Here is a 26,550-nt window from a genome sequence, read left to right as displayed (position 1 = left end):
GCCATCTTTATATTCTAGTTGCTCGAGTTAACTGGCATGAATTCTGAGGGGGAGTTCTCAAACATCAGGGGCTTGCTGGCCGAGAAGATCGCCGGCGAGATCACGCTTTCCCAGAACCCTGGCGAGACCCTCAGAAAGTGGCGCCGGAACTTCGGGATAAGCCAGACAGAGCTCTCGAACTACCTGGGCATATCACCGAGCGTGATAAGCGATTACGAGAGCGGAAGACGACGATCACCAGGCATACTGATAGTCAGCAAGATCATCGATGCGCTTCTCAAGATTGATGAGCTGAGAGGATGCAATGTGCTGCGCGCATACGAGAGCATGTTCGGCGACATGGTCGGACTGAGCGCGATATGCTCTGTCTGCGAGTATGCCAGGCCGGTCACGCTTGCGGAGTTCATGGCAGAGATAGATGCGACGCTTATATGCGGGAGCACGGATGTGCAGATCAACGGCTACACGATAATCGATAGCATAAAGGCGATACTGGAGCTTCTGCCCGAGCAGTTCTACAAGATCTACGGCCGAAGCACTGCCAGAGCGCTTATATTCACAGGTGTCACAAGGGGGAGATCGCCGCTGGTCGCGATACGGGTGTCAAACCTGAAACCAGGCGCGGTCATACTCCAGGGCATAGAGGCTGAGCGCGTGGATCCGGTAGCTGTGAAGATCGCAAGGGTGGAGAACATACCCCTTCTTACCACGCTGCTATCGCCAGAGGAGCTATCCAGCAGCCTGAGCAGGATATGAGAGGGGATCACTTGGGCGTCGGTATAGTCAGCTACGGTGTTTACATTCCGAGGTACAGGATAAAGGTCGATGAGATTGCCAGGGTCTGGGGAGAGGTGGAGGATGTCGCGCGGGGACTCAACGTCTACGAGAAGGCGGTTCCCGACCTGGACGAAGATACCGCCACCATCGCTGTTGAGGCCGCCAGAAATGCGGTATCCAGGGCGAATATCGATCCACGCAGGATAGGCGCCATCTACACAGGCTCCGAAAGCCACCCATATGCTGTGAAGCCGACCGGCACCATCGTCGGCGAGGCGATCGGATGCTCTCATTCTCATACCGTTGCTGATATGGAGTTCGCCTGCAAGGCAGGCACCGCGGCCATCCAGGCATGCCTGGGTCTGGTCAGGTCAGGCATGATCGACCTGGGGCTGGCCATAGGCGCAGACGTGAGCCAGGGCGCCCCGGGTGATGCTCTGGAGTACACTGCAGCTGCGGGTGGGGCAGCATATGTTGTGGGTGCCGGGGATCTCATCGCGGAGATAGAGGGCACATACTCATTCACCACCGATACCCCGGATTTCTGGCGCAGGGAGGGCATGCCGTATCCAGAGCACGGCGGGAGGTTTACAGGGGAGCCGGCATACTTCAAGCACGTGACCTCTGCCGCCAGGGGGCTCATGGAGATGCTGGGGAGAAGACCGGAGGATTACGATTATGCTGTCTTCCACCAGCCCAACGGAAAGTTCCCGGTAAGGGTCGCGGCAAAGCTCGGATTCACAAAGGAGCAGATCGCTCCAGGGCTTGTGGTGCCGCTCATAGGAAACACCTACTCCGGCTCGACGCTGATCGGCCTGGCAGCGACACTCGACCAGGCGAAACCAGGTGAGAGCATATTCGTCACCAGCTTCGGATCCGGCGCGGGGAGCGATGCATTCAGCATCAGGGTCACTGAGAGGATAAACGATATCAGGGATCGAGCCCCGAGCGTGAGGGATTACATAGCAATAGCGGAGTACATCGACTACGCGAGATACGCGAAGCACAAGGGGAAGCTCAGACTATGAGGGCTGTATCAATCATCGGGGTCGGTTGCACGCGGTTCGGTGAGCGCTGGGACAGCTCACTGCGCGATCTGGTCGTGGAAACAGGCATAGCCGCGATAGAGGACGCTGGTGTCACAGGCGAGGCCATAGACGCTCTCTACGTTGGAAACATGAGCGGCGGCAGGTTCGTGGAGCAGGAGCACATAGGCGCTCTGATAGCGGACTATGCAGGCCTCTCGCGGCTGCACATACCATCGACCAGGGTCGAGGCGGCATGCGCATCCGGCGGCCTTGCACTCCGCGAGGCGTTCCTGGCGGTCGCCAGCGGCTATGCGGACATAGTCATAGCAGCCGGCGTTGAGAAGATGACCGATGTATCAAGTGGCATAGCTGCGGATGCTCTTGCAGCAGCTGCAGACAGGGAGTGGGAGTGCTTCTTCGGCGCGACATTTCCGGCGCTTTATGCGATGATCGCAAGGCTTCACATGCGAATATACGGCACGACGAGAGAGCAGCTCGCGCAGGTGGCTGTGAAGAACCACCACCACGGCCACATGAATCCGATTGCTCAGTACCATACGGAGATAAAAGTGGACGATGTCATAAACTCCCCGCTGGTCGCCGATCCTCTCAGGGTCCTGGACTGCTCGCCGATAACTGACGGAGCGGCTGCGGTTGTTCTCGCGCCCTCAGATATCGCATCCAGATACTGCGACACGCCCATCAGGATCCTGGCAAGCGCGCAGGCGAGCGACAGCCTCGCGCTCCACGACCGGAGAGACATAACAACGCTGGACGCGACGGTCTACGCAGCGAAGAAGGCATTCGCTCAGGCGCGGTTAAACCCTCAGGACATCAATGTGGCAGAGGTCCACGACTGCTTCACCATAGGAGAGATCCTGGCCATCGAGGATCTCGGTTTCTTCCCGAAGGGAGAAGGGGGGAAGGCAACAGAGGAGGGGAGAACCTCCATTGGAGGGGATATTGCAGTCAACACATCCGGCGGGTTGAAGGCATGCGGCCATCCTGTGGGCGCCACGGGCATAAAGCAGGCGTACGAGATCGTGCTCCAGCTGAGAGGCGAGGCTGGCAGGCGTCAGGTGGATGATGCTGAGGTCGGCCTGACGCACAACGTCGGCGGCTCCGGAGGAACCGCACTGGTTCACATACTCTCGAGGTGATACCACGACGACAAATGCTCCGAGGTTCTGGAGGTGCATACCCCAGAGGTACAACCTGATAGGAACGCACTGCAAGAGCTGCGGTGAGTACTACTTCCCCCCAAGGACCCTCTGCCCTAACTGCAGGAGGACGGGCCAGATGGAGGATTACAGGTTCAGGGGGACCGGCACTGTGATCACATACACGACAATATACAGCGCGACAGAGGACTTCGAGAGGCTCACTCCGTACAACCTCGCGATTATCCAGCTTGACGAGGGACCCAAGCTCACAGGACAGGTCGTTTGCTCGCCTGAGAGCATGAAAATAGGCATGCGGGTCAGGCCTGTTTTCAGGATACTCGGAAAGGAGGGGGAGAGGGGCATAATCTACTACGGAACAAAGTTCGCTCCTGAAGCCGATGCCCCTTAGAGATGGCTGTTTTCATGAGCGGTACCTACCAGGCAAGCTACTCCCGTCCGGGATTAGATACTTATTGTAGAAGCCCATAGAGGCTCTGGTTCAGCTTTCAGGGGGATTCGGCGGTTTTGAACGATACGACATATGATGCCAGTCATATCAAGGTGATGGAGGGCCTGGAAGCCGTGAGGCACAGGCCCTCAATGTACATAGGCTCCACAGATGCGCTGGGCCTTCATCACCTTGTTTACGAGGTGGTCGACAACAGCGTTGACGAGGCGATGGCCGGTTACTGCAAGGAGATATCCGTAGTCATCCATGGAGACGGCTCTGTCTCGGTGAAGGATGACGGTCGTGGAATTCCTGTAGACATCCATCCGCAGTACAACAGGCCTGCTTTGGAGATAGTCATGACCGTGCTCCACGCTGGCGGAAAGTTCGACCACGATACCTATCAGGTCTCCGGCGGGCTGCATGGCGTCGGGGTTTCCGTCGTCAACGCCCTCTCAGAGTGGCTCGAGGTTGAGGTCAGCCGGGATGGAAGGGTTTACAGACAGAGATACGAGCGCGGCAGGCCTGTATCAGATCTCCAGGTCACAGGTGTCTCTGAGAATACCGGAACCACAGTGAGGTTCAAGCCTGATCCCGAGATTTTCGAGGTCACGGATTTCAGCTTTGATGTTCTCTCATCGCGCATGAGAGAGCTCGCATTTCTGAACAGAGGTCTCAGGATCAGCATAGCAGATGAGAGATCCGGCAGGAGCAAAACGTTCCAGTATGACGGTGGCATAGTCTCCTTTGTCCAGTACCTGAACAAATCCAGGGAGGTGCTGCACCCGAACCCGATCTACTTCTCCAGGGTGAGGGATGGTGTATCGGTGGAGGTGGCGATGCAGTACAACACGAGCTACAACGAGTCTGTGTTCACCTTCGCGAACAACATCAACACCCGGGAAGGAGGAACGCATCTCTCCGGATTCAGGGCAGCGCTGACAAAGACTGTAAACGATTTCGCCAGGGAGAAGAAGCTTCTGAAGGGGGAGGCAAAGCTCACAGGGGACGACCTGAGGGAGGGGCTGGTCGCTGTGGTCAGCGTCCGGCTTCCCGATCCGCAGTTCGAGGGCCAGACAAAGACCAGGCTGGGGAACAGCACGGTTCGCGGCCTCGTCGAATCCCTCGTCTCTGAGGGCCTGATGGAGTACTTCGAGCTGAATCCGCAGATTGCAGAGGCGATAGTCGAGAAGGCGACAGAGGCGATGCGCGCCCGCGAGGCAGCCAGGAAGGCAAAAGAGCTGACGCGGCGTAAGACCGCGCTGACATCATCAGGACTCCCAGGAAAGCTCGCAGACTGCGTGGAGAGCGATCCCGCCAAGAGCGAGCTTTACATCGTCGAGGGAGAGTCAGCAGGCGGTTCTGCGAAGCAGGGCAGGAACAGACACTTCCAGGCAGTTCTGCCCCTCCGGGGCAAGATACTGAACGTTGAGCGCGCAAGGCTCGACAAGATGCTCAAGAACGAGGAGATCAGGAACCTCATAACAGCTCTCGGCACCGGAATAGGCGATGATTTCGATATAAAAAAGGCAAGATACCACAAGATAATCATCATGACGGATGCTGATGTGGATGGCTCACACATACGCACCCTCCTGCTCACATTCTTTTACAGATACATGCAGCCCCTGATAGAGGCAGGTTATGTGTACATCGCCCAGCCGCCGCTGTATCAGGTCAGAAGGGGGAAGAGCGTAAGGTATGCATACTCGGATGAGGAGCTTGCGAAGCTCCTGGAAGATGGAAAGGCTGTGGTCCAGAGGTACAAGGGTCTGGGCGAGATGAACCCGGAGCAGCTCTGGGAGACCACAATGGATCCGGAGAAGAGAACTCTTCTCAGGGTGACGCTGAAGGATGCTGTCGAGGCTGATGAGATCTTCTCCATACTGATGGGAGAGCAGGTTGAACCGAGAAGGATCTTCATAGAGACGCACGCGAGAGAAGTGCGAAACCTGGACGTGTGATCGAATGGCAGAGATAGACGTCGATGTAACAGAGGAGATGAAATCCTCCTACATAGATTACGCGATGAGCGTGATCGTCGGGCGGGCGCTTCCCGATGTCAGGGATGGCCTGAAGCCTGTACACAGACGCATCCTCTACGCCATGTACGAGCAGGGCGTGACATTCGACCAGCCCTACAAGAAGTCCGCCCGCATCGTCGGCGATGTCATGGGTAAGTACCACCCGCATGGAGACGCAGCGATCTACGACACCATGGTCAGGATGGCCCAGGACTTCTCGATGCGCTACACCCTGATCGATGGCCAGGGAAACTTCGGCTCAGTCGACGGAGATCCGCCTGCTGCGATGAGATACACAGAGGTCCGGCTCTCGAGAATCGCGGGCGAGATGCTCGCGGATATCGAGAAGGACACCGTGGATTTCGTGCCCAACTACGATGGCTCTATGAAGGAGCCGACGGTGCTGCCATCCCGGCTTCCCAACCTGCTCGTCAACGGATCCACAGGAATCGCTGTTGGAATGGCGACGAACATACCGCCCCACAACCTCCGGGAGGTTGTATATGCGCTGATCCATCTGATCGAGAACCCCGATGCCTCTGTGGCAGATCTTATGAACTTCATCCGGGGCCCGGATTTTCCCACCGGAGGATACATAGTGGGAAAAAGCGGCATAGAGAGCGCTTATGCCACAGGAAGAGGCACGATAACGATCAGAGCCAGATCCGAGATAGAGGAGGGGCGAAGGGGCTCCAGGATAGTATTCACAGAGCTCCCATATCAGGTCAACAAGGCCAAGGTCGTGGAGGACATTGCGGAGCTCGTCAAGACGGGAAGGGTGGATGGGATCTCGGAGATCAGGGATGAGTCTGATCGGGAGGGGATAAGGCTGGTCGTGGAGCTGAAGCATGGCGCGAATCCCCAGGTCGTGCTCAATCAGCTTCACAAGCACACACAGCTCGAGACAACATACGGCATAATCAACCTCGTCCTCGTCGACGGCCAGCCCAGGACCCTGACGCTGAAGGAGACCCTGGAGCACTACATCAACTACAGGGCTGAGGTGATCGAGAGAAGGACCCGCTTCGAGCTCGACCAGGCGGAGAAAAGAGCGCACATACTCGCGGGAATTCTGATAGCCCTCAGGAACATAGATGATGTCATAGCACTGATCAGGGGCTCGCCCTCCCCTTCAGAGGCCAGGGATCTGCTCATGGAGCGGTTCGGGCTCAGCGAGGAGCAGGCAAGGGCAATTCTGGATATGAGGCTGCAGAGGCTCACAGGCCTTGAGCAGGAGAAGATCGCATCAGAGGCCAGAGAGCTGGAGGCAACAATCGCAAAATTGAAGGGAATACTCGCAAGCAGGGCTGAGGTACTCGATATCATCAAGAATGAACTGAGAGAGCTCGCTGAGAGCTACGGCGATGACAGAAGGACCGAGATAGTGGAGTCTGTGGAGTCCGTGAGGCCCGAGGATCTCATCCAGGAGGAAGAGGTAGCGGTGATAATAACAAACAACGGCTACATCAAACGCCAGCCTCTATCTGTGTACAGAATGCAGAGGAGAGGGGGAAAGGGCAGCATCGGGGCCGAGACTAAGAGCGAGGATTTCGTCACAGACATATTCACAGCATCGACGCTGGATTACCTTCTGATCTTCACAGACAGGGGTAAGGCGCACTGGCTCAGGGTCTATGAGATACCCATGGCATCCAAGGTATCCAGAGGCAGATCGATAGCGAGCCTGCTGCAGCTGGAGGAGAACGAGAGGATCACCGAGGCGATACCCGTTGAGAGCTTCAGCACCGAGGGTTACATCGTGCTCGCTACGCGCATGGGCAGCATCGTGAAGACCCCAATAAGGGCGTTCAGCAATCCAAGAAGGGGCGGGATCAAGGCAGTCAACCTCCGCGGCGACTCTCTTGTGGCCGCCAGGCTCACAGACGGCTCGAGGGAGCTGATCGTCGCCACAAAGAAGGGAAAGGCGATAAGGTTCCACGAGAGAGATGTGCGAGCGAGCGGGAGGGGATCGATGGGGGTGAAGGCGATTAACCTCTCCGAGGGGGATGAGCTGATCTCCATGGATGTGGTAAAAGAGGGAGAGACGCTCTTCACCATAACCACTCAGGGATACGGAAAGAGGACGGACCTGAGAGAGTATCCGCTCCAGAGGCGCGGCGGCAAGGGGGTCAAGAACATAGATGCGCGAAGAGGGGATGTGGTGGCCGCGATAACTGTGTCCGACGACGACGGTCTCCTGGTGACCACAAAGGAGGGTGTTATGATCAGAATAGCCGCATCTGATGTGAGGGTGCAGGGAAGGGCAACACAGGGCGTGAAGATCATGGACGTAAAGCCAGGGGACGAGATATCGGATGTGGCAAGGGTCGATTGAGGGCTGTCTGATCGCTGAAATCCCCCTTGTGCAGAGCCCGCAGAACATCCCGCCAGAGGATGTGAGCCAGCAGGCTGTCCAGCGGATGGTTATCAAAATCATTATTAATAATGATAGATCGTCTTTGCTATGCTAAACAATCTCTGAAGAAGTTGTCAATCATGTCAAAAGGTTTAAGTTCTAGTGGATCGCAGGGTGTACAGCTCTGTCTCTCGGGAGGTGACATCGATGAGCATCATGGATCATGTGCTTGTTGTGGTGATATTCGGAGTCCTGGTCGTTGCGCTGCCATGGATATCGAACAAGTGGTCCGACAGCCGGTCAGGTGTCAGGTAGACCCTGTAACTCAAATCCCGCGGGATTTTCAGCCCGCGTCTGTATTTACAGGATACATGGAAAAGCAAACCTTGGGCCCGCCATCTTCAGCGGTGGGGATGAACGCCGTACGGCCCGGTTACCGCATCCTGCATCTTTTTCCGTAATGCGGGCACTTCGTGTTTGTGCATGCATCCCTTGCGGCCTCGGTCAGCTCCATCAGAAGCATGTCCAGCCTGCCCTCAAGCTCAGGCGGCACGTCCTCACGTTCTGCAAGCGCTTCCACCCTGTGCAGCAGGGAGTGCGCCGTCACGCTGCTCTCAGAGGACCTTGCCATATCCTCGAGCTCTTTAAGGACCTCATGCCACTCATCGTATCTCATGGTGTCTGAAAACACGTTCATCGACATCTATCCCCATTATGGATCTCATCCCTGAGGATATATCCTCTGCGATCCAGGCGCAGCCAGTGGCCGAAGCAAGTGATGGCAGAGGGATGACATCGATGCCCAGAAGCTCAGAGACACGCCCGGCGATGCGCGCGGCAGGGTCTCCTGCAAGAAACATATCCGGGGATACAGCGCCGAGGTCTCTGAGAAGAACAGACATCGCGCTCATCTCCATAGCTGCGAAGAGCGCCAGGGTCTCCAGCGCGAGATCGTTACACTCCGGTAGATTCATTTTTCTTAGGATGCCGCCATGCGAGAATGCCTCATTCGCTGTCATCATCCCATCATCAACAGCTCTTATCGCATCGACATCCAGCGGCCCCTGAAGCAGCCCTGGGGCGAATATCGGTGCATCTATCGCGCCGGCGATCCTCCCATCGTTTATGCCGATCGTGACGGTGTTGGAGCTCGCGTCCGCTATCACAGCATTCTCCACACCCCTGCGCACCACATAGTACCCGAGACCGACCTTCTCAGGGCTTGCTCCATGTGAAAAGACCTTCATCCTGGCGTCTATTTTGGAGCCCCTGTGTATGCCCGGGAGCAGGACCACCGGCCAGCCGGAGATCGCCATCGCCTCGTACACCCTGCTCCCGCCACCCACCTCGATCCCAGCGCCGCTGAGCCTTGCGAGCCCCCTGTTCTCAGCATCCTGTATTCTGGTTATGCGCGTTATGCCGTCGCCCATCGAGTAGCAGAGAGCCACGAGATCGAAAGATCCGCGAAAATGATCCTCAATCCTTTTCAGTATCTCCTCCGGCCTGAGGGATCCGGCCTCGGATCTGGGTATTGCGATGCCTTCACCATGATGGTTCGCAAACCTTATCGCTCTCGTCCCGTGGTCGACGCCTATGAACATGTGCTCTCCTTCTCATGCGAGGGATCCCTGCAGGTCCTCACCATTCGCAGACCTGCGGTTGCTCCCGAAAGATTTGTTTCGCGCACGGACATGTGCTGAGACCGACATGAACCTCTGAGATGGAATGACGCACTCATCCTGCGAGCCTCACTATCTCCTTCGCGAGCCTTATGCTGTCCTCCATGCTATCGATGCGTATGTCAGTGCGTATGCATCTTCCTGGATAGCTGCTGCTCCTCGATACCATGAAGTGATCCACCTCTCCCAGAATCGAGATGACACCCTCATCGTCTGGCTCAACCCCCACAGCCCTCATGAACCTGGCCGCAGGCCCGCTGAAAGGCCTGTCGCCATTGAGGGGGCTCACCGCCACTGTCGTCTTCTCCCTGACCGCATCCCTCACGCCCTTCAGCGAGAGGATCGGGCCGATGCTTGTCACCGGGTTGCTGGGTCCGATTATGACAGTCTCCTCTTTTCTGAGGGCCTCGAGGAATCCACTGCTTGGTCTCGCACCATCGATGCCATCAAAGCGAACGCCCAGGACCTCAGGCTCCCCCCGCCTCTCTACCCAGAACTCCTGAAAGTGCATCTCGCCCAGTGGTGTTTTTATGATTGTGGATACACTGTCATCACTCATCGGGAATACCCCTGACCTGATCCCCAACGCTTCTCTCATCACCTCAGTGGCATCGCTGAGCGTGCCCCCTCTGCGAATGACATCGGATCTGAGGATATGAAATGCCCTGTCGGCATCGCCTATTGCGAGCCTCTCCCTCACACCCAGTTCTCTCAGACGGGTATGCGTGATGAAGCTGTCCCCCCTGATGCCCCACCATCTCTCTTCATCGATCAAACCCGCGAGCGTGTAGATGACAGTATCCAGGTCGGGGGAGACCAGGTTTCCGGAGACCCAGAGGTCCTCGGCTGTGTTGACAACGACCGTGATCTCCTCAGGATCCAGGACCCTTGCAAGGCCGCGAAGCAGCTTTGGTGTGCCGGTACCGCCACTGAGTATCAGCATGCTCACTCGGAGAGATCGAGAACTATCATGCCCGTCTTCAGAGTGCTGGCCTCCTCTATGGACAGAGGTGTTGCCACAACGTGATCCGATATTATTGCGCTGTTTCCGAACGGATCCTCAAGGATCACCGTGAGGCTGAACTCGCCCCTTAGCGCCATCTCTATCTTCGAGAGGATCTCCTCGCCCTTTGCGGTCCTCTCCATATCCCTGGCCTGTCTTGCCGCGTTCGTTGCGAACTCGACTATGCCCTTCACCCTGACGAGAACCCCCTCGATATTTGTTATGTAAGCCTCAGATGCATATCCTGGCTCGATGTCCACGCCGATCTCAGGTATGTGGATCGTGCCGCTGGAGGATCTGAGAACCCTGGCGTTCAGGTCATCGAGCTCCCGAACAACAAGAGTGTGCCTGTACGGCTCGCGCTGGCTCAGGAGCATCGTATCGCTGTGCCTGAAGCCGCACTCGCATACACCTGCGATGATCAGAGCATCCCCGAAGTATGGCAGCTCTGTCGTCTCCCAGTTGAACTCCATCGTCGCCCCGCACATAGGGCAGCTAGCCTTCGTCTTGAGCTTCAATCTCTTCCTCCCACAACCTTCTCCCTGTCGATCCTTATGCCACTCGGAACTACGACGACCAGGTCGTCGCCAACTCCGGCTATATCTCCAGCCATATCCTCGACGATCTTCCTCAGCTCGCCTATCGCCCTGTCCAGAGATGCCTTGTCCCTCTTCATGGGCGCTATATCAACCAGCAGTATATTGCGGGATCGTATCTCCTGCTTTATCTCCGGCAGCACATCGAGAGACGTGAGCTCGGCCACTCTGAGATACGCCCTGGGCCTCTCAGGCTCATCCTCGAACTGGCCCAGGTCCACCTCCACATACTCATCTGTGGCAGGCCTGCCCATCAGTCTTTCAAGGAACTTCACCATCTCAAACCCTCAAGGATGTGATGATTATTATTATATTTAGATCTGCTGGCATGCACCGGCAAGCCGGAGTCCGATGAGCGACATCAGAATTATGTAAAGAGCCATGGCCCCGACGAAACCGGTTGGCCTGAGATTCTCAGGGAGCACAAGCTGTATCGCAAGCAACATGGCTATCAGCGCCAGAACCATGCCGGTGCTTGTTATTATCTCCAGCTGCTTTCTATCCATGATGTGATCTCAAGATGATCTCAGAGATATTGTTTGCGGGCGTCCAGGGATACAGCAGCGACCTTTTGGGGCCGCGTAATCGCATCACTGAGTTCAGAGGCATGCGACCCTGCGAGATCATCCTTGTGCCGGTGCACGCAGATTTCTGACAGCATATTCACTCATCGAGAGCGTGACCTGCTCGTGGACTCTCTCAGATCCGCTTGCCGGCTGATCCCTGTGCACCATCCAGCTCATTCATTCTTGCAGTGATATACTCCCGCATCTCGAGCAGAGCATCCCTCAATGTGTCCCTGTTGCTGTAATCCATCAGCACAGCCTGGAGATACTCTGTGGTGGAGCCCGAGAGCGAGCTTATCTTTCTTGTAAGATTCGGCACAGCTCTTGTTATGTTATCCACGATCGTGATGCTGGCCCTCATCGATGTCCTCGAGAGGGGGTTGAGGTCCACAGCTATCACAGTCTTCCCCATCCCCACAAGCGCCTCGCACCTGTCACCGTCCTCAAGGGGTATCAGCACAGCATCCGCATCGTATATGCCGCCTCTCGTTGCCAGCGCGCGGCTGTGCTCCAGTCCCGGTATCCTGCAGTCGGGATTCTCTCCGAGCACCAGGCGCGCGCCGTGCGATCTGAGGAGATCTGCGATCCTCCTCACCCTCTCCTCACTCCTGTGAAAGAGGTTCACCTCGAGGGGTGCATTCAGGAGAGATGCAAGCTCCACCATCTCTCCCGGGACAAGAGCTGCGACATTCCCATTCACGCTGATCGCCGGCCTCTTCGCGATCAGAAGAGCTGCCGCTGCTGCGAGTGTTGCCCGATCCGCGGAGATCATCGTCCTCTCGCCGAGGATGTAATCGAACGCCTCGCCCCTGCCCTGTGCAATCAGACCCTGGACGCTTGTTATCCCATTCCTCACGCCCTCAGCTATCCTCTCGCGCGTCATGAGTGATGTGTATCTGGGATGCGATTTCGGTATCTCAGTCAAGCAGAGGCCCCCTATGAACGATCTCTGTCTCGATCACATCTCCGAAATGCTGAAGCGCCTCCCTGCACTCCTCTCCCCCCACTGCGAAAACAGAGTCGCCAAGCATTATCATGCTCGCCATTCCACCTGCAGATTCAACTGCCTCCATGGCATCCAGCGCCCATGAGCTCGCCAGCTCTATCTCACATGTGAATCCCCTCGAAAGACGCATGAACTCCCCAAGAGTCGGCCTGCGGAGGATCTCTTTCACAGCCCTCTCACCAGCATCGTTGATCCGTTTCATCACGCTCGCATCCATGAGCACCTCCCTGGTTGGGATCGGCCCCCTCACAACCGCGTAGACCTTTGTTCCCGGAACCGGAATCCTGTCGACCACGCCCCGGCCCGGAGCGCCATGCGCTATGCGGATGACGAGACCCCCGGTGTTCTGCGCTATGACATCCCCGAGGCCTGTGCCGCTCAGGACCTCAGCGCGATGCGCGACCGAGGCGACCTGGTTTGACGTCAGCCCCAGCTCGAAGAGCTGGTTCAGCGCGTATGCACAGCCCAGTGCTCCCGCGCCGCTCGCCCCGAATCCAGCGCCCATGATCATATCCAGCTCTGTCTCGACCCTGACAGGCGACGGGGCCAGCGATTCAACAACGTGTCTGCTCACTGGCGCATCAGATGGATGCCCGTTGATGATTATCTGGGTTGAATCTGCTGCGCTGACAGTGGTCCTTGCGAGGAGCCCGAGGGTGAACCCGCAGCCTATGGAGCCGGACGCAAGAGGATCATCCTCGCGCCTTGCTGCGAAGAATCCGGTCACATGCCCTGGGACCGTGGCCCTCGCCGAGTCAGCGACATTCTCCTGGTGATCTCGCTCACTGCGGTTTTCGCGCTTCCCTCCATCCACGATCTCTCTCATTCATGATCCTCACAAGCTCATCGATCACACTTCTCGCTATTATGCTCTTCTTCCCTGAGACCTCTGCATGAGAGCCATCCTCTCTTACAATCAGAACCCTGTTATCGTCGGTTCCCATCCCGCCTGCACCCACATCGTTTGCGATCACGAGATTCAGGCGCGATGCATCCATGGATTCGCGGGCGCTTCTGATCAGATCCTCATCGCTCACGAACGTCTCGGCCTTGAACCCTATGATCGTGAGATCCGGATGCGCTGAGCGTACAGATCTCAGTATCTTCGGGGCAGGCCTGAGCCTCAGGACGATCTCATCATTTGATTTGATCTTTCTCTGCTCCGCATCCACGGTGAAGTCCCCGACGGCTGCTGCGCCTATAAGGGCGTCGTACCCTGTGGAGAGCTCTTTCATAACAGCGTCGAGCATATCCTGAGCGCTCTCGACGTGTACCTCCTTAAAGGGCAGCCCCAGCCTGGCCCTGTGAACCACAGTCACCTCCGCGCCGCGCCTGTATGCCTCACGCGCTATCTCCACGCCGGTCCTTCCTGAGGCGCGGTTTGTTATTATCCTGATCGGATCGATGCTCTCAGCAGTTGCACCGCTAGTCACGAGAATGCGCCTAGATCTGAGATCTCCCGGCCCCAGAATCCGCTCGACCTCGGCGACGATCCTCGCATTTTCCGCGATCTTCGCCTTCGACTCCTCGATCCTGGGATCTATGCACACGACTCCCATTGATCTCAGCCTGTTCAGATTTTCGACAACTGCAGGGTGACGGTACATGGCCTCGTGCATCGCAGGCACAACAGCTACCGGCTTTCCGCTTCCTATCGCGGTGGTCGCGAAGGTCGTGACCGGCGTATCGTCTATGCCGCATGCGATCTTTCCTATCGTGTTCGCTGTGGCAGGGGCTATCAGAAGCATATCCGCGCGCCCCTCAATCCCGCAAAGCTCCACATGCTCGACGCGGCCGGTTATCTCCGTGATGACCGGGTTGCCACTGGCGTATTCAAGCGCCTGCGGATGCAGTATCCTCTGCGCCGCCTCTGACATCACACAGTGCACATCCGCGCCGCGTCTGATCAGGTCGCGCACCAGATCGACAGCCCTCACGGCCGCGATGCTCCCTGTGACGCCCAGAGCCACTGTCCTTCCTGAGAGGGTATCGCTGACAGATCCAGAGATGCTAAGCTCCATCAAGTGATGCTCTGAGTCGATCGAGAAATAATTATCCCAGGAGATCTGCCCGAACCGCTGAGAACCCGGCGACCAGCCATGCGGTGCCACTGATATCTGCAGAGTCTCCCAGCCATCCCGCAGGCTGTCAGATACCTGAGATCGTGTGCTGAGATCCTTTTACGTCAATCTTTGAGCACAAACCTTATGTAAGATCTCGACGAGGGCTCTCTCCGGGCCGGGGTGGCCTAGCTGGTTAGGGCGCCAGACTCATAGGGTAAGCCACAGGCGCCTGGGTCATCTGGAAGTCGCGGGCTCGAATCCCGCCCCCGGCACTTATTCTTAAGAGATTATGACATCCAGATCGCAGCATGCGGGCAAAAGGTTTTAATACCAGTATTTCAGAGTTATGAATGCGCAAAAACTCTGTGTAGTTTTTCGCTAAGGACGGTGAAGAATTGTTTAGAAGTGAGGAAGGATTTTCTCGTGGCTCTGCTCCTTCTGCCCCGGTGGCTGTTGGCAGCGAGTACAGCGTGAAGATCGAGGATATCGCCCGTGAAGGGGACGGTATCGCAAGGGTTGAAGGCTTCGTTATCTTTGTCCCGGATACCCAGGTTGGGGATCAGGTAAGGATACAGATCGACCGTGTGATGCGCCGCTTCGCGATTGGCCACAAGGTCTGAAAACCTTCAGCTTTTGTACAAGGAGTTTGCTGGTTCTGTGAACCACGCAGCCTCTGTTTTTTTGCTGATGGTCATATACTTTTGAATATTTTTCGGGGACGATTTTCAAGATGATGATGGAGTTTTTGCGAAGATGCTCAATAGTTGAGGTAAATTGCCCTCTTGGCAGATTTCTGGATGAACAACTATGCCTGATTATAGCGGCTTCGCTTGATCAGTATCTCAAGTGCGCTCACGAACGATATCGAGCAAATACGTTTTTGTGGCATACTCCGGCCTGAAGGCAGGAGTATGCGCCACGACCTCTCCTCAATAACTCCTGTTATTTCTGGCGCCTTAGTCAGATGCTCGATCCCACGACCAGCATATTTCGATGCGCTCTTATGTGGCTGGCAACGTGGGGGATATGGAGAAGCAGCGATTCGATCTCCAGGAGCGCATGGGAGGGGTGCATTTTCGTGCCGGTCATCAAATGGACGACAGATTTGCATTCATAACCTTACACGTAGTCCATTCGCTCTCAGATACTCCTTGACCTGCCCGACTGTGTACTCTCCGCGGTGGAACATGCCTGCTGCGAGAGCCTTGTCTGCGCCTCCTACAGTGAATGCCTCAAGTATGTGCTGGGGCGTGGAGGCTCCACCACTGGCTGTGACCGGAATGTCAACCGCATCACATATCGCCTTCGTGAGCGGCAGATCGTAGCCGATGTTCGTGCCGTCCCGGTCCATGCTGGTGGGGAGTATCTCGCCGGCTCCAAGCCTCTCCACCCTCCTGCACCACTCTATGGCATCAATGCCGGTTGGCTCCCTCCCTCCGTAGATCACAACCTCGAACCATGCGCGGCTGCCGTCCTCCAGCTCGTAGACGTTCACTCCTGGTGGGATCTCAGTGTTCCGCCTGGCGTCAACTGCGACCGTGATCCTCTCCTGACCGAATGCCCGGGCTGCGCTCCTGACCAGATCCGGATCCCTGACCGCGGCTGTGTTGATCCCAACCCTATCCGCGCCAGCATCGAGTATCTCCTTTATGCCCTGAATGCTGCTGATCCCGCCTCCCACAGTGAAGGGGATGTCAACAGCATCCGCAACCCTCCTGGCGACATCCACCATTGTCCTTCTCCCCTCATGGGATGCGGTGATGTCCAGAAAAACAAGCTCATCAGCGCCCTGCTCCTGGTAGCGGCGTGCGAAATCAACCGGGTCGCCCTGGCGCTTCAGGTCCACGAACTTCACGCCCTTGACAACCGAGGGAACCCCATCCACGACCTTGACATCGAGGCATGGGACGATCATGGCATAATCTCTCATGGCTGTTAGAAGCGGATAACTGGAGATAAAAGCCTTGCTGGCCAGGATTTCCATCCGGGGAGATGACATCCCATGATACCTGAGGATGATGCATGTAGAGCCGGTCTCAAAGGGCTCGACAGATGCATGCCATTCTGAGACACAGTGTGCTTATATCCCAATACCTTCAACGGAATGTATTGCCACTTTCCGTGGTTATGTGCACGCTCCAAAAGTGGTGCTGAAGATGGTTGACATGCTCGGAGAAATAGAGATCAAGAGGGCTGTGAGGGATGAATACTCCCGTATCGCGAAGCAGGCATCATGCTGCTCTGGCTCATGCTGCGGAACAGGATCTGCAGCCGAGATAAGCAGGAGAATCGGATATACAGATGAGGATATGCTCTCTGCGCCGCCGGAATCGAACCTGGGCCTCGGCTGCGGGAACCCTCTGGCCATAGCGTCCCTGAAGAGGGGCGAATACGTGCTCGATATGGGATCCGGCGCTGGCTTCGACTGCTTCCTGGCGGCGAGAGCCGTTGGTCCCGAGGGGATGGTCATAGGGGTGGACATGACCAGCGAGATGGTGGAACGGGCAAGGGAAAACGCGCGACAGGGAGGATACAAAAACGTGGACTTCAGGCAGGGAGAGCTGGAGAACCTGCCGGTTGCTGACAGCTACGTCGATGTCGTCATATCCAACTGCGTCATAAACCTTGTTCCGGATAAGCGCAGGGCCTTCAGGGAGGCCTTCAGGGTACTGAAGCCGGGAGGAAGAATGATCGTATCAGATGTCCTCCTGAAAGGAGAGATTCCAGAGTCGGTGAGAAGATCCAGGGAAGCCTACATAGGATGCCTGGCAGGCGCGGTGAGTGTGGAGGAGTACATCGATGCGATACGATCCGCTGGATTTGAGGACGTATCGATCCTCGGAGAGTCGCCATTCCCGGCTGAGTGCCTGCCCGCGAGCATCGACAAAGCCGATCTCTCCAGCTCTGTGTGCAGCTTGAGGATATCCGCAAGAAAACCAGCCTGAAGAGATCACAGGAGGCGCCGCCACCTTGCGTAGATGGATGGAGATCGCCAAGAATCCTGTGGCCGAGCTGAAACCCGCGGATGCGCCTGCTGCTTTTACTACTCCTGGACGAACTGTACGCCGACGCGGCGCATTTTGTTCAGGCGCGCGATGTTCAGCAGAAGCGGCGTCAGCCCCTCGACCTGATGCGATACGCTCAGGGGGCCGGCATCAAGCGGCCTTAGATCGCGAATCTTTCTGCACATCTCGGCCACAACATCCTTTGCATCCTTATCGTCACCGCATATCGGCACATCGAACCTGAGGATCTTCTCCGCATCCATGAGAGAACTCGCAGGTATCGTGTGAAACGCAGAGACCACCCTCACGCTCTCCGGCAGGGATCTCTTTACAAGAAACGCTGCACATCCCTCTGGAGGCGGCCTGTACTCGAAGTGGTTCGTGCGGGCCATGGGGACGACAGGCGATATCACGATCTGGTCTGAGTAGCAGTCTCTCAGGTCAGATGTCACCATGCTCAGGCTCTCTGGAGGAACACAGAGAACGACGACGTCCGAGTCCCTGATGGCGTTTGCGTTATCAGTTCCATGCATCACCGTATCGATACCCAGTGATATCATGTACCTTCTGAGCTCAGCTGCGCTCTCCTGGGCACGCTCCACCTTTCTGGACCCGATGATCACCTCATAATGGGGGGCCCAGCGAACGGCAAAACCATTACCGATATCCCCGGTACCACCGACAAGAGCAACCCTCATGGGCTAGAGGCTGCATATACATGATATTTATTCTTTTCTGAGAAAGAAAGTTGGTATTAATGATGATAGTAGGGTGACGAAAAGATAATAGTAACAAAATATAATAATAGTATAAATATTAGCGCAGAACGATGGCTCTCAGAATCCACGACGCAACCGCGTATACCACCATGCCCAGGGCTATTGATAGCCAGACGCCGATGCGTTCAAAGGCGATCATCACCGTCAGCACATAGGCGATCCACGCGGGCGTGAAAAGCAGAAGGCCTCTCGCATACTCACAGAGATCAGCACTGCTTCCCTCCATGGATATCAGTATGAATGTGAGGGCCGTGAGCACGGGAAACGTGGCGATAAACGCTGAAAGCGTCCCGCGACCTGAGCTGCCAAGATGAACAACGAGCGCTGTTATGACCCCACCAAGCACGAAGTAGATCAGCAGACGCATATAACCTCTGTAAGAAGAAGGGATGGCACGAGATGCGAAAGGGAGTAGCAATGAAGGGGGTAATTAAACGCGACCTCGTGCCACATGTACATCTGCCTGCAATGCTCTCGAAGCATTACAGTTATCATTATCATATACCTTCTTCCTTATTAACTTTTAGGTTCTCAATTATGGGCTGAAGATCTTCCTGCCAGATTTCGTGGTTTACGGATTGGATCTGGTCGATTGCCAGGAAAGATCTGATGCTGTATTCTCAAACATCCCATCATGCCAGCAGAGAAACCAGATCCCTCAAAGGAGCATCGGTCTTTATACCGACTCCCGTGAAGTGCGTCCTGGAAGCCCTGTAGCCATGCTCCCGCAGATCGGATATGACGGACTCGACCTTCGATGGTGTGATTCTCAGCCTCCTGCATATCTTATGATGATCATAGTAGAACGGTACGTCAACCTCCTCAGAGCATAGTAATACTAATCTGTGGGCCCTGCTCTCAGGATCAAGTCTTTTGAGAGCTGCTCTGAGGAGATCTTTATCGTGAAGCGGGCCGAGCCAGAGAGGACCTGCAGTGCAGGTCCTTCCCCCACAGAAGCTGCACGTGCCTGAGGATCTGCAGCCCATGCCCATCCTCAAACTCCAGCCTCCACAGCTGAAGCAGTGCTCGACATATCCCATGGACTCGAGGGCCTCATCGGCCTCAAGTGCACCTTTTTTTATTCGCAGATGCAGGCGAACATAGTGCTCCGTGGCATACGAGAGCAGGGGTATTCCCCGCCTGTCAGCCCTCGCCATCTCCCGTATCACAGCTCCCATCAGGATCCGCACGCCCATCTCCCTGTGGTACTCGGTATTCAGAGGGACAGCAAGATATTTTCTAATGCCGCTCCGGAGATGCGCCCCGCAGAGTGGAGCGGTATCCGTGGCCGTTATGAAGAGATACGATCTTGCGGAGGATGCAGCAGGGGCTAGGAACTGCGCTGGGGAGCCGAACGGATCGAGATCGATCGCCTCGAACCGTCTCCTGCTCATGAGAGCACTGGCGCTCTCGCAGGTCACCTCACAGTCTGAGATATCATTCAGGGCAAGGTTCTCCCTGACACGCTGGCATGCTGAAGGGCTGATATCGTTCATCACGACACGCCCGACGCCGGCCTCCTTTCTCACCCTGATGCCACGTATGCCGCTGGCAGAGAACGCATCCAGGTACTCCTTTATTCCAAGTTCTGAGGCCATCGCGACGCAGATATCCCGGTTCGTCCTCATTCTGGGATTGTAGAAGACCCCGTCTGTGTTCACCCTGACCGGGCCCTCCACTGCAATCATCAACAGGCCTCACGCTCAGAATATATCGCCGTGTATGATCGTCAGCCTTCTCTTCAGGTTCGCCACTGTCTCGATCAGCTCCCTTGGGACATCTCTCTTCTCCCTGGGCCGATCTGGAAGAGAGAGGGGGGGCCGCCCGATCATTCTCATTATCGCATCAACCCACCACTTCGGGAGCTCCTCCGGCATCTCCTTTCCCCTCAGGATCTGGAATGCCAGCGTCCATGCAAGCGGCACGACCTCCAGGTTGTAGCCGCCTCCGCCCAGGGCGAGCATCCTGCCGGCCGCATACTCATCTGTGAGCTCCTTTATCCTCCGAACGAGATAGCCGTAGCCTTCAAGCGTCAGATCGAGGCTCGCAAGGGGATCTGCATAATGCGTATCGACGCCGAGCTGCGCGACGACAGCATCAGGTTTGAACCATCTGAACAGCGCGGGGATGACAGACTCGAAGGCGTACCTGTAGCATTCATCATCCGCATTCAGCGGCATCGGTATGTTCGCGGAGTACCCATACCCATCGCCGCTGCCGATCTCGTCCACGAATCCAGTTCCGGGAAAGAGGTACTTTCCAGACTCGTGGATGGATATAGTCAGTACTGATGGATCCTCATAGAAGATGTACTGCACACCATCGCCGTGATGAGCATCGATATCTATGTAGAGAACCCTGTCAAAGCGCTTCCTCAGTGTGCGAATTCCGAGAGCGCAATCGTTGAAAACGCAGAATCCTGCTGCTCTGGCCGGAAACGCGTGATGGAGACCGCCGGCGAGGTTGAACGCCACACAGGGCTCTGATGCAACACGCTTCGCGGCCTCGATGCTGGCTCCGGCGATCAGCGCGCTGGCATCGTAGATGCCCGGGAAAATCGGGGTATCTGGCTCATCCAGGCCAAGCGCTGGATCCGGTCGCTCATCCTTCACCGCCTGGATGTACCCTGGATCGTGGACCATGAGGAGGTCGCTCTCGCTCGCGTAGTATGGCTCCTGAACTTCTGTATCGTATCCGAGAAAGAACCCATACTCCTCGATCATCCTGTAGGTGAGCATGATCCGCGCTGGCTGCAGCGGGTGTTCAGGGCCGAAGCTGTAGCCCATGAACATATCTGTATAGTATAGATAGATCATTTATAGCCCTTTTCCACCAGACCTTCACTCCAGTAGTTATCACATCTGGGGCAGTAGTATATAGTTTCAACGATTATCTTCTTCCAGCTATGGGCATCGAGAGCCCTTCTCAGCTCCTTGGGCAGGCACTCGTTCCCGCATTTTGGGCAGAACGGGACGAACTGGTCGAGCACGCTCTGGTCTTCCTCCAACTCTGCGACCTCCTTACGCCTGGGATCCAAACAGATTTTGAGGTATGCGAAGATCCTATGGGATATAAGCTATGCGCATACTGGAGATACGATCTGGGCTCATGAAGCCCCGGATCTGCTGAATCTGGACCCTCGGGAGTGCTCAAAGCAGTCATGCAGTGTTGATTATAATATTTTGCATAAATTGATATAATATTACATGTTACATAAAATCATCTGTGAAGTATGACATATCCAGTAGATTTTAAATGCTTTTACATGAAGTGACGCAAAGGACTGTAATGTTTGAGAATCTGATAGCAGAGACACAATTCATACAAATTCCAATTGTAGTAGAAATCGATAGTGATTGGCCTTATAGGTCTCAATTATTCGACCCAGCAAGCAGTCACAAACCTTTTTATATATGGTTTATCCTCTAGACTGAGGATGTCCGAGACCAGCATATACGTAGTCAAGACAACAGCAAATCAGGAGCGAGCCGTTGCGAATCTGGTCGCCCAGATAGCGAGGAAGGATAAGCTGGACATACGGGCAATACTCGTTCCTGATGTGCTGAAGGGCTACGTATTGGTGGAGGCTTCGGCCCCAGAGATAGTGGAGCAGGCTATCCAGGGGGTTCCACATGCGCGCTCTGTTATAAAAGGCGCATCCAGCTTCGCAGAGATAGAGCACTTCCTGACGCCAAAGCCTGCGGTCGTTGGCATAAGCGAGGGCGCCATTGTGGAGCTGATCTCCGGGCCGTTCAAGGGCGAGATGGCCAGGGTGAAGCGGGTCGACTCGGCCAAAGAGGAGATAACCGTGGAGCTCTTCGAGGCCATGGTGCCCATACCCATAACGGTCAGAGGAGATCACGTGAGAGTCCTTAGCAAAGAAGAGGCTCAGAGGTGAACAATATTGGCTAATGTCGTCGAGGCGCTGGTATCAGGTGGCAAGGCAACTGCTGGACCACCCCTTGGCCCGGCGCTTGGACCTCTCGGTGTCAATGTAGCAGCTGTTGTCGCCAAGATAAACGAGCTGACCAAAGATCTGAACGGCATGCAGGTTCCTGTGAAGATAAAGGTGAAGAGCAGGACCGAGTTCGAGATAGAGGTCGGCACGCCTCCAACCTCGGCGCTCATACTGAAGGAGGCCGGGATCGAGAAGGGCAGCGGTGACAAGAAGAGCTTTGCTGGTAACATATCGATGGATCAGGTGATAAAGATCGCAGAGATAAAGAGAAGGAACCTTCTCTCGAAGAACCTGAAGAGCGCGGTCAGAGAGATCGTGGGAACCTGTGGCTCTTTGGGGGTAAAGATAGATGGCATGACCTCAAAAGAAGTGCAGCAGGCGCTCGCGTCTGGCAGTTACGACCACCTCTTTGAGGCGAAGTCCTAGATTGCGATCTTTGGAGCCGTAGAAGACCAAAAGTCGTGGACTACGGATGATCTGAATGAAAGAGAATATTGAAGAGGCAGTCAAAAAGGCGATCTCTGAGGCCCCGCCCAGGGGATTCAAGGAGAGCGTCGATCTTGCCATAAATCTCCATAACATAGATCTGACACAGCCCGGCAACAGGATCGATACTGAAGTTATACTACCGCACGGGCGTGGAAGGCCAAACAGAATCGCGGTTTTCGCAGCTGGCGATACTGCGCTCAAGGCGAAGGGCGCTGGCGCCGACTACGTGATACCTCCGGAGGAGCTGAAGCTGCTGGGGGAGAACAGGAAGAACGCGAGAAAGCTGGCAGATGAATACGATTTCTTCATAGCCGAGACGCAGTTCATGCCGGTCATCGGCAAGACCCTCGGACCCATTCTCGGCAAGAGAGGAAAGATGCCCACGCCACTTCCGCCCAATGCAGATGTCGCCCAGATGGTCACGAGGCTCAAGAACATCGTCAGGATAAGATCCAGAGACAGGCCGACATTCCACATAGCCGTGGGCAGGAGAGACATGGACGCCAGGCAGCTTGCAGAGAACATAGAGTCTGTAATCACAAAGCTGGAGCAGACCCTGAAGGATGGTCGTCACAACCTGAAGTCAGTATATGTAAAGACCACGATGGGTCCGGCGGTGAGGGTGATCTAGATGTCAGCAGATGTTCGCCATGTCGCTCGCGTGCCTGAATGGAAGGTGAAAGAGGTTGACGAGCTGGTAGAGCGCATAAGGAGCAGTCGCGTTGTAGGCGTTGCGGGTATACGCGAGCTTCCGGCAAGTGAGTTTCAGAGGATTCGAAGTATCCTGAGGCCTCTCTCTGAGGTGAGGGTTGTCAACAACAACATTGCCCGGAGGGCCATACTGAATTCTGATGAGTCCATCAGGCCGCTTGCGGATTACATCGAGGACCAGACCGCCCTGATATTCTCCGATGCGAATCCGTTTGCGCTCAAGAAGATGCTGGACGCAGAGAAGCGACCGATGCCCATAAAGGCCGGTGCTGTCGCGCCCATGGATATAGTGGTCGAGAGCGGCGAGACATCATTCTCACCGGGACCGATGGTCGGAAAGCTCCAGAGCGCTGGAATACCGGCCGCCATAAAAGGTGGCAAGGTCGTGATAAACCAGAGGGTTGTGCTCGCGAGGAAGGGCGATGTGATAACTCCCAAGGTGGCAGAAGTCCTCCAGCTCATGGAGATCTATCCGAAGCTCGTGGGACTGGAGCTCCGGGCTGCTTACAGCGACAGGCTGGTTTTCGCCGCAGAGGATCTGGCGGTGGATACGGAGGCAGTTCTGAGGGATATATCTGAGGCTGCTGGAAAGGCGCTTGCCTTCGCAGTCGAGGTGGCCTATGTGACGCCCCAGACCGTGGCTCCGATCGTTCAGCGTGCAGCATCCAGGGCGAGGTATCTGGTGGCCGAGCGCGGTATTCCCGTACCCGGCATGATGGATCTTGTCATAATGAAGGCACATGCCAATGCTCAGGCGATTGCAGGTCTGATGTCCGCAGGCAAGAGCGCGCCGGAGCAGAAGCAGGTCGAAGAGGTTGTTGAAGAGGTAGAGGAGAAGAAGGAAGAGGAGGACGCAGCCGCGGGGCTGGGTTCTCTGTTTGGTTAGAGAAAGGTGAGTTTAATGGAATACATATATGCAGCACTGTTACTACATAGTTCAGGTAAGGAAGTAAGCGATGATGGCATAAAGAAGGTCCTAGAGGCAGCTGGTGTGGCGCCTGATGAGGTCAGGATCAAGGCTCTGGTCTCAGCGCTTGAGGGCGTTGATATCGACAAGATACTCTCCCAGGCGACCGCCATGCCGGTAGCGGCTGCGGCCCCGGCTGCAGCTGCCGCAGAGACCGAGGCCAAGAAGCCTGCAGCCAAGGCAGAGGAAGAGGAGAAGAAGGAAGAGGCCGAGGAGAGCGGCATCGAGGGTCTCGGCGCGCTCTTCGGTTAATCCGGAATCCGCCCGCACAGGGCGGACTGCTCTTTTTCAGTTTTTCAACGTCTCTTACCATATCGCTATTCCGAAGTACGCTGCTATGAACTTCAGCGATACGTACAGGAAGTATATGCCGAATATCAGCTTGAGCGTATTGGGCCTGAACCTCTTTATCACAGCGGCTCCGATCTGTGCGCCCACGATTGTTCCGGCTGCGAGGATGAGTGCCGTGGTCAGCGCGACAAACCCTTGGGCGAGCTTTATGCCGCCTGCAACAACTGCCATCGGTATCATGACTGCCAGAGATGTTCCCATGGTGATGTAGACAGGTGCGCCGAAGAGGTAGATCAGCCCCGGAACGAGTGCATATCCACCGCCAAGTCCCACTATTCCGGTCAGAACGCCAATCGCAAATCCGAAGACCGCGAAGCCGCCGCTTCCGCCTGGGATTGTATTGCCCTCCTGCTTCGGCTTTGAGCGACCGATGCCCTCGTAGATCATCCTGATCGCGGGCAGCAGAAACGCCAGACCCAGAATCAGCTGCAGGAGATCTATGTGCTCGACAAGAATGGTGAAGAGCCATGAGCCGAAGATCACGCCAAGAATGCCGCCGCCGGCAAGCCATAGAGTTGCTCTTTTATCCAGATTTTTCCGGATGAGGTGTCCGTACCCTCCGGAGGTGGCAGTGAAGATAACCGCAAAGATCGTCGTGCCGATCGCGATGGGTGCTGGATAGCCCATCCAGAAGTGTATCACCGGGAGCATGATGCTGCATCCGCCTGTTCCGATCAATCCGCCGAGGAAACCGGCTGCCAGGCCGACCACGATCAGCAATAAGCCTCTCAGAGGAGTCAGCAGCGGCACGCCGCTCAGCCGGTCCCCTCCGGAAAGGTATGACCATATCGCAAGAGCCATTATGACAATCAGAAGTACGATCACTGGCCTGTATACCTGCCAGAATCTTCCATTCATATCACATCCCTCCAGACAGCACCAGAATTGCTGCCATGTGTGGCTTGCAGCCACAATTTTATGAATCAATCTTTTTCGATTTAAATCTTTGCAATTCTGAAATTATATAACGTATAAATTCACACTGTTATCATTAACAATGTTATCCAAGCCCCATGTGATCGGTTATTGGACAAGCTGTTTTTTAAAAGAGCATGTCTTTGCAAATGAAAAATTTTATTTGTAAAAATTAATGCTCTTTGCTTCTCGAAATCTTTAAATCTAAAAATATTGATGCGAATTTGGTGAAAGCATGGCATGGCTGGTTGGCTATCCGAGGGAGAAGATAACATGGCATCCCACAATAGATCGCGAAAAGTGCGTGAAGTGCGGGATATGCATGAACTGCGGCATGAACGTCTACGACTGGACAGAGGATGGGCCTGTGGTTGCAAGGCCAAATCGATGCATTGTTGGCTGCAATACCTGCGCCAATCTCTGCATGGGAGAGGCGGTTCCCGGATATAAAGGGTGTCAGGGAGATCTACAAGCGGGAGCACATCTGGGCGAAGGTGAAGAGGCAGCTCGAAGAGGAGGGAAAGCTGAAACCTAAATAGAGCCGTATTTGCGAGATCATGATCTCACATTTTCTGACCGGGCATCAGAACGCCTGACCACAGCTGGAACATGCTGAAACGGCTCACAAGGTTTATAGCAGATTACTGAATAAAAGATCAGATTGCA

General features: G+C 55.6%; 30 protein-coding genes, 1 tRNA gene and 1 pseudogene. 16 read left to right on the top strand and 16 right to left on the bottom strand.

Annotated elements, in window-relative coordinates:
* The first annotated feature begins 36 nt into the window (after positions 1 to 36).
* The 7 genes and pseudogenes from QHG98_02545 to gyrA all read left to right on the top strand — a co-directional run bounded on the left by QHG98_02545 (position 37) and on the right by gyrA (position 7,775).
* Positions 37 to 756, top strand: a complete 720-nt coding sequence (locus tag QHG98_02545; GenBank protein ID MDH7596609.1) for a helix-turn-helix domain-containing protein — start codon at positions 37 to 39, stop codon at positions 754 to 756.
* Positions 753 to 1,805, top strand: a complete 1,053-nt coding sequence (locus QHG98_02540) for a hydroxymethylglutaryl-CoA synthase (GenBank protein MDH7596608.1) — start codon at positions 753 to 755, stop codon at positions 1,803 to 1,805. The genes QHG98_02545 and QHG98_02540 overlap by 4 nt, the downstream gene beginning before the upstream one ends.
* Positions 1,802 to 2,965, top strand: coding sequence for a thiolase domain-containing protein (locus QHG98_02535; GenBank protein MDH7596607.1), 1,164 nt, complete (start codon positions 1,802 to 1,804; stop codon positions 2,963 to 2,965). The genes QHG98_02540 and QHG98_02535 overlap by 4 nt, the downstream gene beginning before the upstream one ends.
* Before the next feature lie 37 nt (positions 2,966 to 3,002).
* Positions 3,003 to 3,086: pseudogene (locus QHG98_02530) on the top strand (zinc ribbon domain-containing protein).
* Between the two features lie 18 nt (positions 3,087 to 3,104).
* Complete coding sequence (locus tag QHG98_02525; protein MDH7596606.1) at positions 3,105 to 3,377, top strand: OB-fold domain-containing protein; 273 nt, start codon at positions 3,105 to 3,107, stop codon at positions 3,375 to 3,377.
* A 116-nt stretch (positions 3,378 to 3,493) separates the two neighbouring features.
* Positions 3,494 to 5,380 (top strand): DNA topoisomerase (ATP-hydrolyzing) subunit B, encoded by a 1,887-nt coding sequence (gyrB, locus tag QHG98_02520; protein ID MDH7596605.1) that lies wholly within the window; start codon positions 3,494 to 3,496, stop codon positions 5,378 to 5,380.
* A 4-nt stretch (positions 5,381 to 5,384) separates the two neighbouring features.
* Positions 5,385 to 7,775: a DNA gyrase subunit A gene (gene gyrA / locus QHG98_02515; protein ID MDH7596604.1), complete on the top strand. Its 2,391-nt coding sequence runs from the start codon at positions 5,385 to 5,387 to the stop codon at positions 7,773 to 7,775.
* A gap of 454 nt (positions 7,776 to 8,229) precedes the next feature.
* Here the strand turns inward: gyrA and QHG98_02510 are convergent, their stop codons facing one another.
* From QHG98_02510 to coaBC, 9 genes are all read right to left on the bottom strand, one after another.
* Positions 8,230 to 8,472 carry a hypothetical protein gene (locus QHG98_02510; GenBank protein MDH7596603.1) on the bottom strand — a complete coding sequence of 81 codons (243 nt, stop codon included), beginning with the start codon at positions 8,470 to 8,472 and terminating at the stop codon, positions 8,230 to 8,232.
* The gene (locus tag QHG98_02505; protein ID MDH7596602.1) at positions 8,459 to 9,397 is read right to left on the bottom strand and encodes a methanogenesis marker 12 protein; all 939 of its coding nucleotides are present in this window, start codon (positions 9,395 to 9,397) and stop codon (positions 8,459 to 8,461) included. Before QHG98_02505 ends, QHG98_02510 begins: the two co-directional genes overlap by 14 nt.
* 133 nt (positions 9,398 to 9,530) lie before the next feature.
* The gene (gene cofD, locus QHG98_02500) at positions 9,531 to 10,418 is read right to left on the bottom strand and encodes a 2-phospho-L-lactate transferase (GenBank protein MDH7596601.1); all 888 of its coding nucleotides are present in this window, start codon (positions 10,416 to 10,418) and stop codon (positions 9,531 to 9,533) included.
* Between the two features lie 2 nt (positions 10,419 to 10,420).
* The gene (locus tag QHG98_02495; protein ID MDH7596600.1) at positions 10,421 to 10,996 is read right to left on the bottom strand and encodes a ZPR1 zinc finger domain-containing protein; all 576 of its coding nucleotides are present in this window, start codon (positions 10,994 to 10,996) and stop codon (positions 10,421 to 10,423) included.
* The gene (gene sepF, locus QHG98_02490; GenBank protein ID MDH7596599.1) at positions 10,993 to 11,352 is read right to left on the bottom strand and encodes a cell division protein SepF; all 360 of its coding nucleotides are present in this window, start codon (positions 11,350 to 11,352) and stop codon (positions 10,993 to 10,995) included. Before sepF ends, QHG98_02495 begins: the two co-directional genes overlap by 4 nt.
* Before the next feature lie 36 nt (positions 11,353 to 11,388).
* Positions 11,389 to 11,580 (bottom strand): hypothetical protein, encoded by a 192-nt coding sequence (locus QHG98_02485; GenBank protein ID MDH7596598.1) that lies wholly within the window; start codon positions 11,578 to 11,580, stop codon positions 11,389 to 11,391.
* A 193-nt stretch (positions 11,581 to 11,773) separates the two neighbouring features.
* Complete coding sequence (locus QHG98_02480) at positions 11,774 to 12,565, bottom strand: 4-phosphopantoate--beta-alanine ligase (protein ID MDH7596597.1); 792 nt, start codon at positions 12,563 to 12,565, stop codon at positions 11,774 to 11,776.
* Positions 12,558 to 13,472, bottom strand: a complete 915-nt coding sequence (locus QHG98_02475) for a pantoate kinase (GenBank protein MDH7596596.1) — start codon at positions 13,470 to 13,472, stop codon at positions 12,558 to 12,560. The genes QHG98_02480 and QHG98_02475 overlap by 8 nt, the downstream gene beginning before the upstream one ends.
* Positions 13,429 to 14,667 carry a bifunctional phosphopantothenoylcysteine decarboxylase/phosphopantothenate--cysteine ligase CoaBC gene (gene coaBC, locus QHG98_02470; protein ID MDH7596595.1) on the bottom strand — a complete coding sequence of 413 codons (1,239 nt, stop codon included), beginning with the start codon at positions 14,665 to 14,667 and terminating at the stop codon, positions 13,429 to 13,431. The genes QHG98_02475 and coaBC overlap by 44 nt, the downstream gene beginning before the upstream one ends.
* A gap of 216 nt (positions 14,668 to 14,883) precedes the next feature.
* Between coaBC and QHG98_02465 the strand changes: the two genes are divergently transcribed.
* Positions 14,884 to 14,981, top strand: a tRNA-Met gene (locus QHG98_02465).
* A 123-nt stretch (positions 14,982 to 15,104) separates the two neighbouring features.
* Positions 15,105 to 15,329, top strand: coding sequence for a TRAM domain-containing protein (locus QHG98_02460; GenBank protein ID MDH7596594.1), 225 nt, complete (start codon positions 15,105 to 15,107; stop codon positions 15,327 to 15,329).
* Between the two features lie 491 nt (positions 15,330 to 15,820).
* On the opposite strand, the gene hisF is transcribed toward QHG98_02460, so the two are convergent.
* Entirely contained in the window at positions 15,821 to 16,639 is an 819-nt protein-coding gene (gene hisF / locus QHG98_02455; GenBank protein ID MDH7596593.1) for an imidazole glycerol phosphate synthase subunit HisF, read from the bottom strand.
* Positions 16,640 to 16,838: 199 nt separating this feature from the next.
* On the opposite strand from hisF, the gene arsM reads away from it, so the two are divergent.
* Positions 16,839 to 17,654 carry an arsenite methyltransferase gene (arsM, locus tag QHG98_02450; protein MDH7596592.1) on the top strand — a complete coding sequence of 272 codons (816 nt, stop codon included), beginning with the start codon at positions 16,839 to 16,841 and terminating at the stop codon, positions 17,652 to 17,654.
* A gap of 98 nt (positions 17,655 to 17,752) precedes the next feature.
* Here arsM and npdG read toward each other — a convergent pair whose 3' ends face one another.
* From npdG to QHG98_02425, 5 genes are all read right to left on the bottom strand, one after another.
* Entirely contained in the window at positions 17,753 to 18,412 is a 660-nt protein-coding gene (gene npdG, locus QHG98_02445) for an NADPH-dependent F420 reductase (protein MDH7596591.1), read from the bottom strand.
* A gap of 118 nt (positions 18,413 to 18,530) precedes the next feature.
* Entirely contained in the window at positions 18,531 to 18,860 is a 330-nt protein-coding gene (locus QHG98_02440) for a hypothetical protein (protein ID MDH7596590.1), read from the bottom strand.
* Positions 18,861 to 19,125: 265 nt separating this feature from the next.
* Positions 19,126 to 20,181, bottom strand: coding sequence for a tRNA (guanine(10)-N(2))-dimethyltransferase (locus tag QHG98_02435; GenBank protein ID MDH7596589.1), 1,056 nt, complete (start codon positions 20,179 to 20,181; stop codon positions 19,126 to 19,128).
* 15 nt (positions 20,182 to 20,196) lie between these two features.
* On the bottom strand, positions 20,197 to 21,285 hold the full coding sequence (locus QHG98_02430; protein ID MDH7596588.1) for an acetoin utilization protein AcuC: 1,089 nt from the start codon (positions 21,283 to 21,285) through the stop codon (positions 20,197 to 20,199).
* A 20-nt stretch (positions 21,286 to 21,305) separates the two neighbouring features.
* Positions 21,306 to 21,500: a hypothetical protein gene (locus tag QHG98_02425; protein ID MDH7596587.1), complete on the bottom strand. Its 195-nt coding sequence runs from the start codon at positions 21,498 to 21,500 to the stop codon at positions 21,306 to 21,308.
* Positions 21,501 to 21,929: 429 nt separating this feature from the next.
* Here QHG98_02425 and QHG98_02420 point away from each other — a divergent pair, with 429 nt between their 5' ends.
* Genes QHG98_02420 through rpl12p form a run of 5 tightly spaced genes read left to right on the top strand, consistent with a single transcriptional unit; the run spans position 21,930 to position 24,870 of the window.
* Positions 21,930 to 22,391, top strand: coding sequence for a transcription elongation factor Spt5 (locus tag QHG98_02420; protein MDH7596586.1), 462 nt, complete (start codon positions 21,930 to 21,932; stop codon positions 22,389 to 22,391).
* Between the two features lie 6 nt (positions 22,392 to 22,397).
* On the top strand, positions 22,398 to 22,877 hold the full coding sequence (locus tag QHG98_02415; GenBank protein ID MDH7596585.1) for a 50S ribosomal protein L11: 480 nt from the start codon (positions 22,398 to 22,400) through the stop codon (positions 22,875 to 22,877).
* A 55-nt stretch (positions 22,878 to 22,932) separates the two neighbouring features.
* Positions 22,933 to 23,571, top strand: coding sequence for a 50S ribosomal protein L1 (locus QHG98_02410; GenBank protein ID MDH7596584.1), 639 nt, complete (start codon positions 22,933 to 22,935; stop codon positions 23,569 to 23,571).
* The gene (locus tag QHG98_02405) at positions 23,572 to 24,537 is read left to right on the top strand and encodes a 50S ribosomal protein L10 (GenBank protein MDH7596583.1); all 966 of its coding nucleotides are present in this window, start codon (positions 23,572 to 23,574) and stop codon (positions 24,535 to 24,537) included. It begins immediately after the preceding gene.
* A gap of 15 nt (positions 24,538 to 24,552) precedes the next feature.
* A complete protein-coding gene (gene rpl12p, locus QHG98_02400; GenBank protein ID MDH7596582.1) occupies positions 24,553 to 24,870 on the top strand; it encodes a 50S ribosomal protein P1 in 318 nt (105 codons plus the stop codon).
* A 54-nt stretch (positions 24,871 to 24,924) separates the two neighbouring features.
* On the opposite strand, the gene QHG98_02395 is transcribed toward rpl12p, so the two are convergent.
* Entirely contained in the window at positions 24,925 to 25,827 is a 903-nt protein-coding gene (locus QHG98_02395; GenBank protein MDH7596581.1) for a sulfite exporter TauE/SafE family protein, read from the bottom strand.
* A 452-nt stretch (positions 25,828 to 26,279) separates the two neighbouring features.
* Here QHG98_02395 and QHG98_02390 point away from each other — a divergent pair, with 452 nt between their 5' ends.
* Entirely contained in the window at positions 26,280 to 26,423 is a 144-nt protein-coding gene (locus QHG98_02390; GenBank protein MDH7596580.1) for a hypothetical protein, read from the top strand.
* The last annotated feature ends 127 nt before the right edge of the window (positions 26,424 to 26,550 follow it).

Origin of the sequence: Methanothrix sp., assembly GCA_029907715.1 — an archaeon.
In the GTDB taxonomy this organism is placed as follows: Archaea; Halobacteriota; Methanosarcinia; order Methanotrichales; family Methanotrichaceae; genus Methanothrix_B.
Note: the sequence above shows the minus strand (reverse complement) of the source record. Positions and strands in the feature narration are given on the sequence as shown.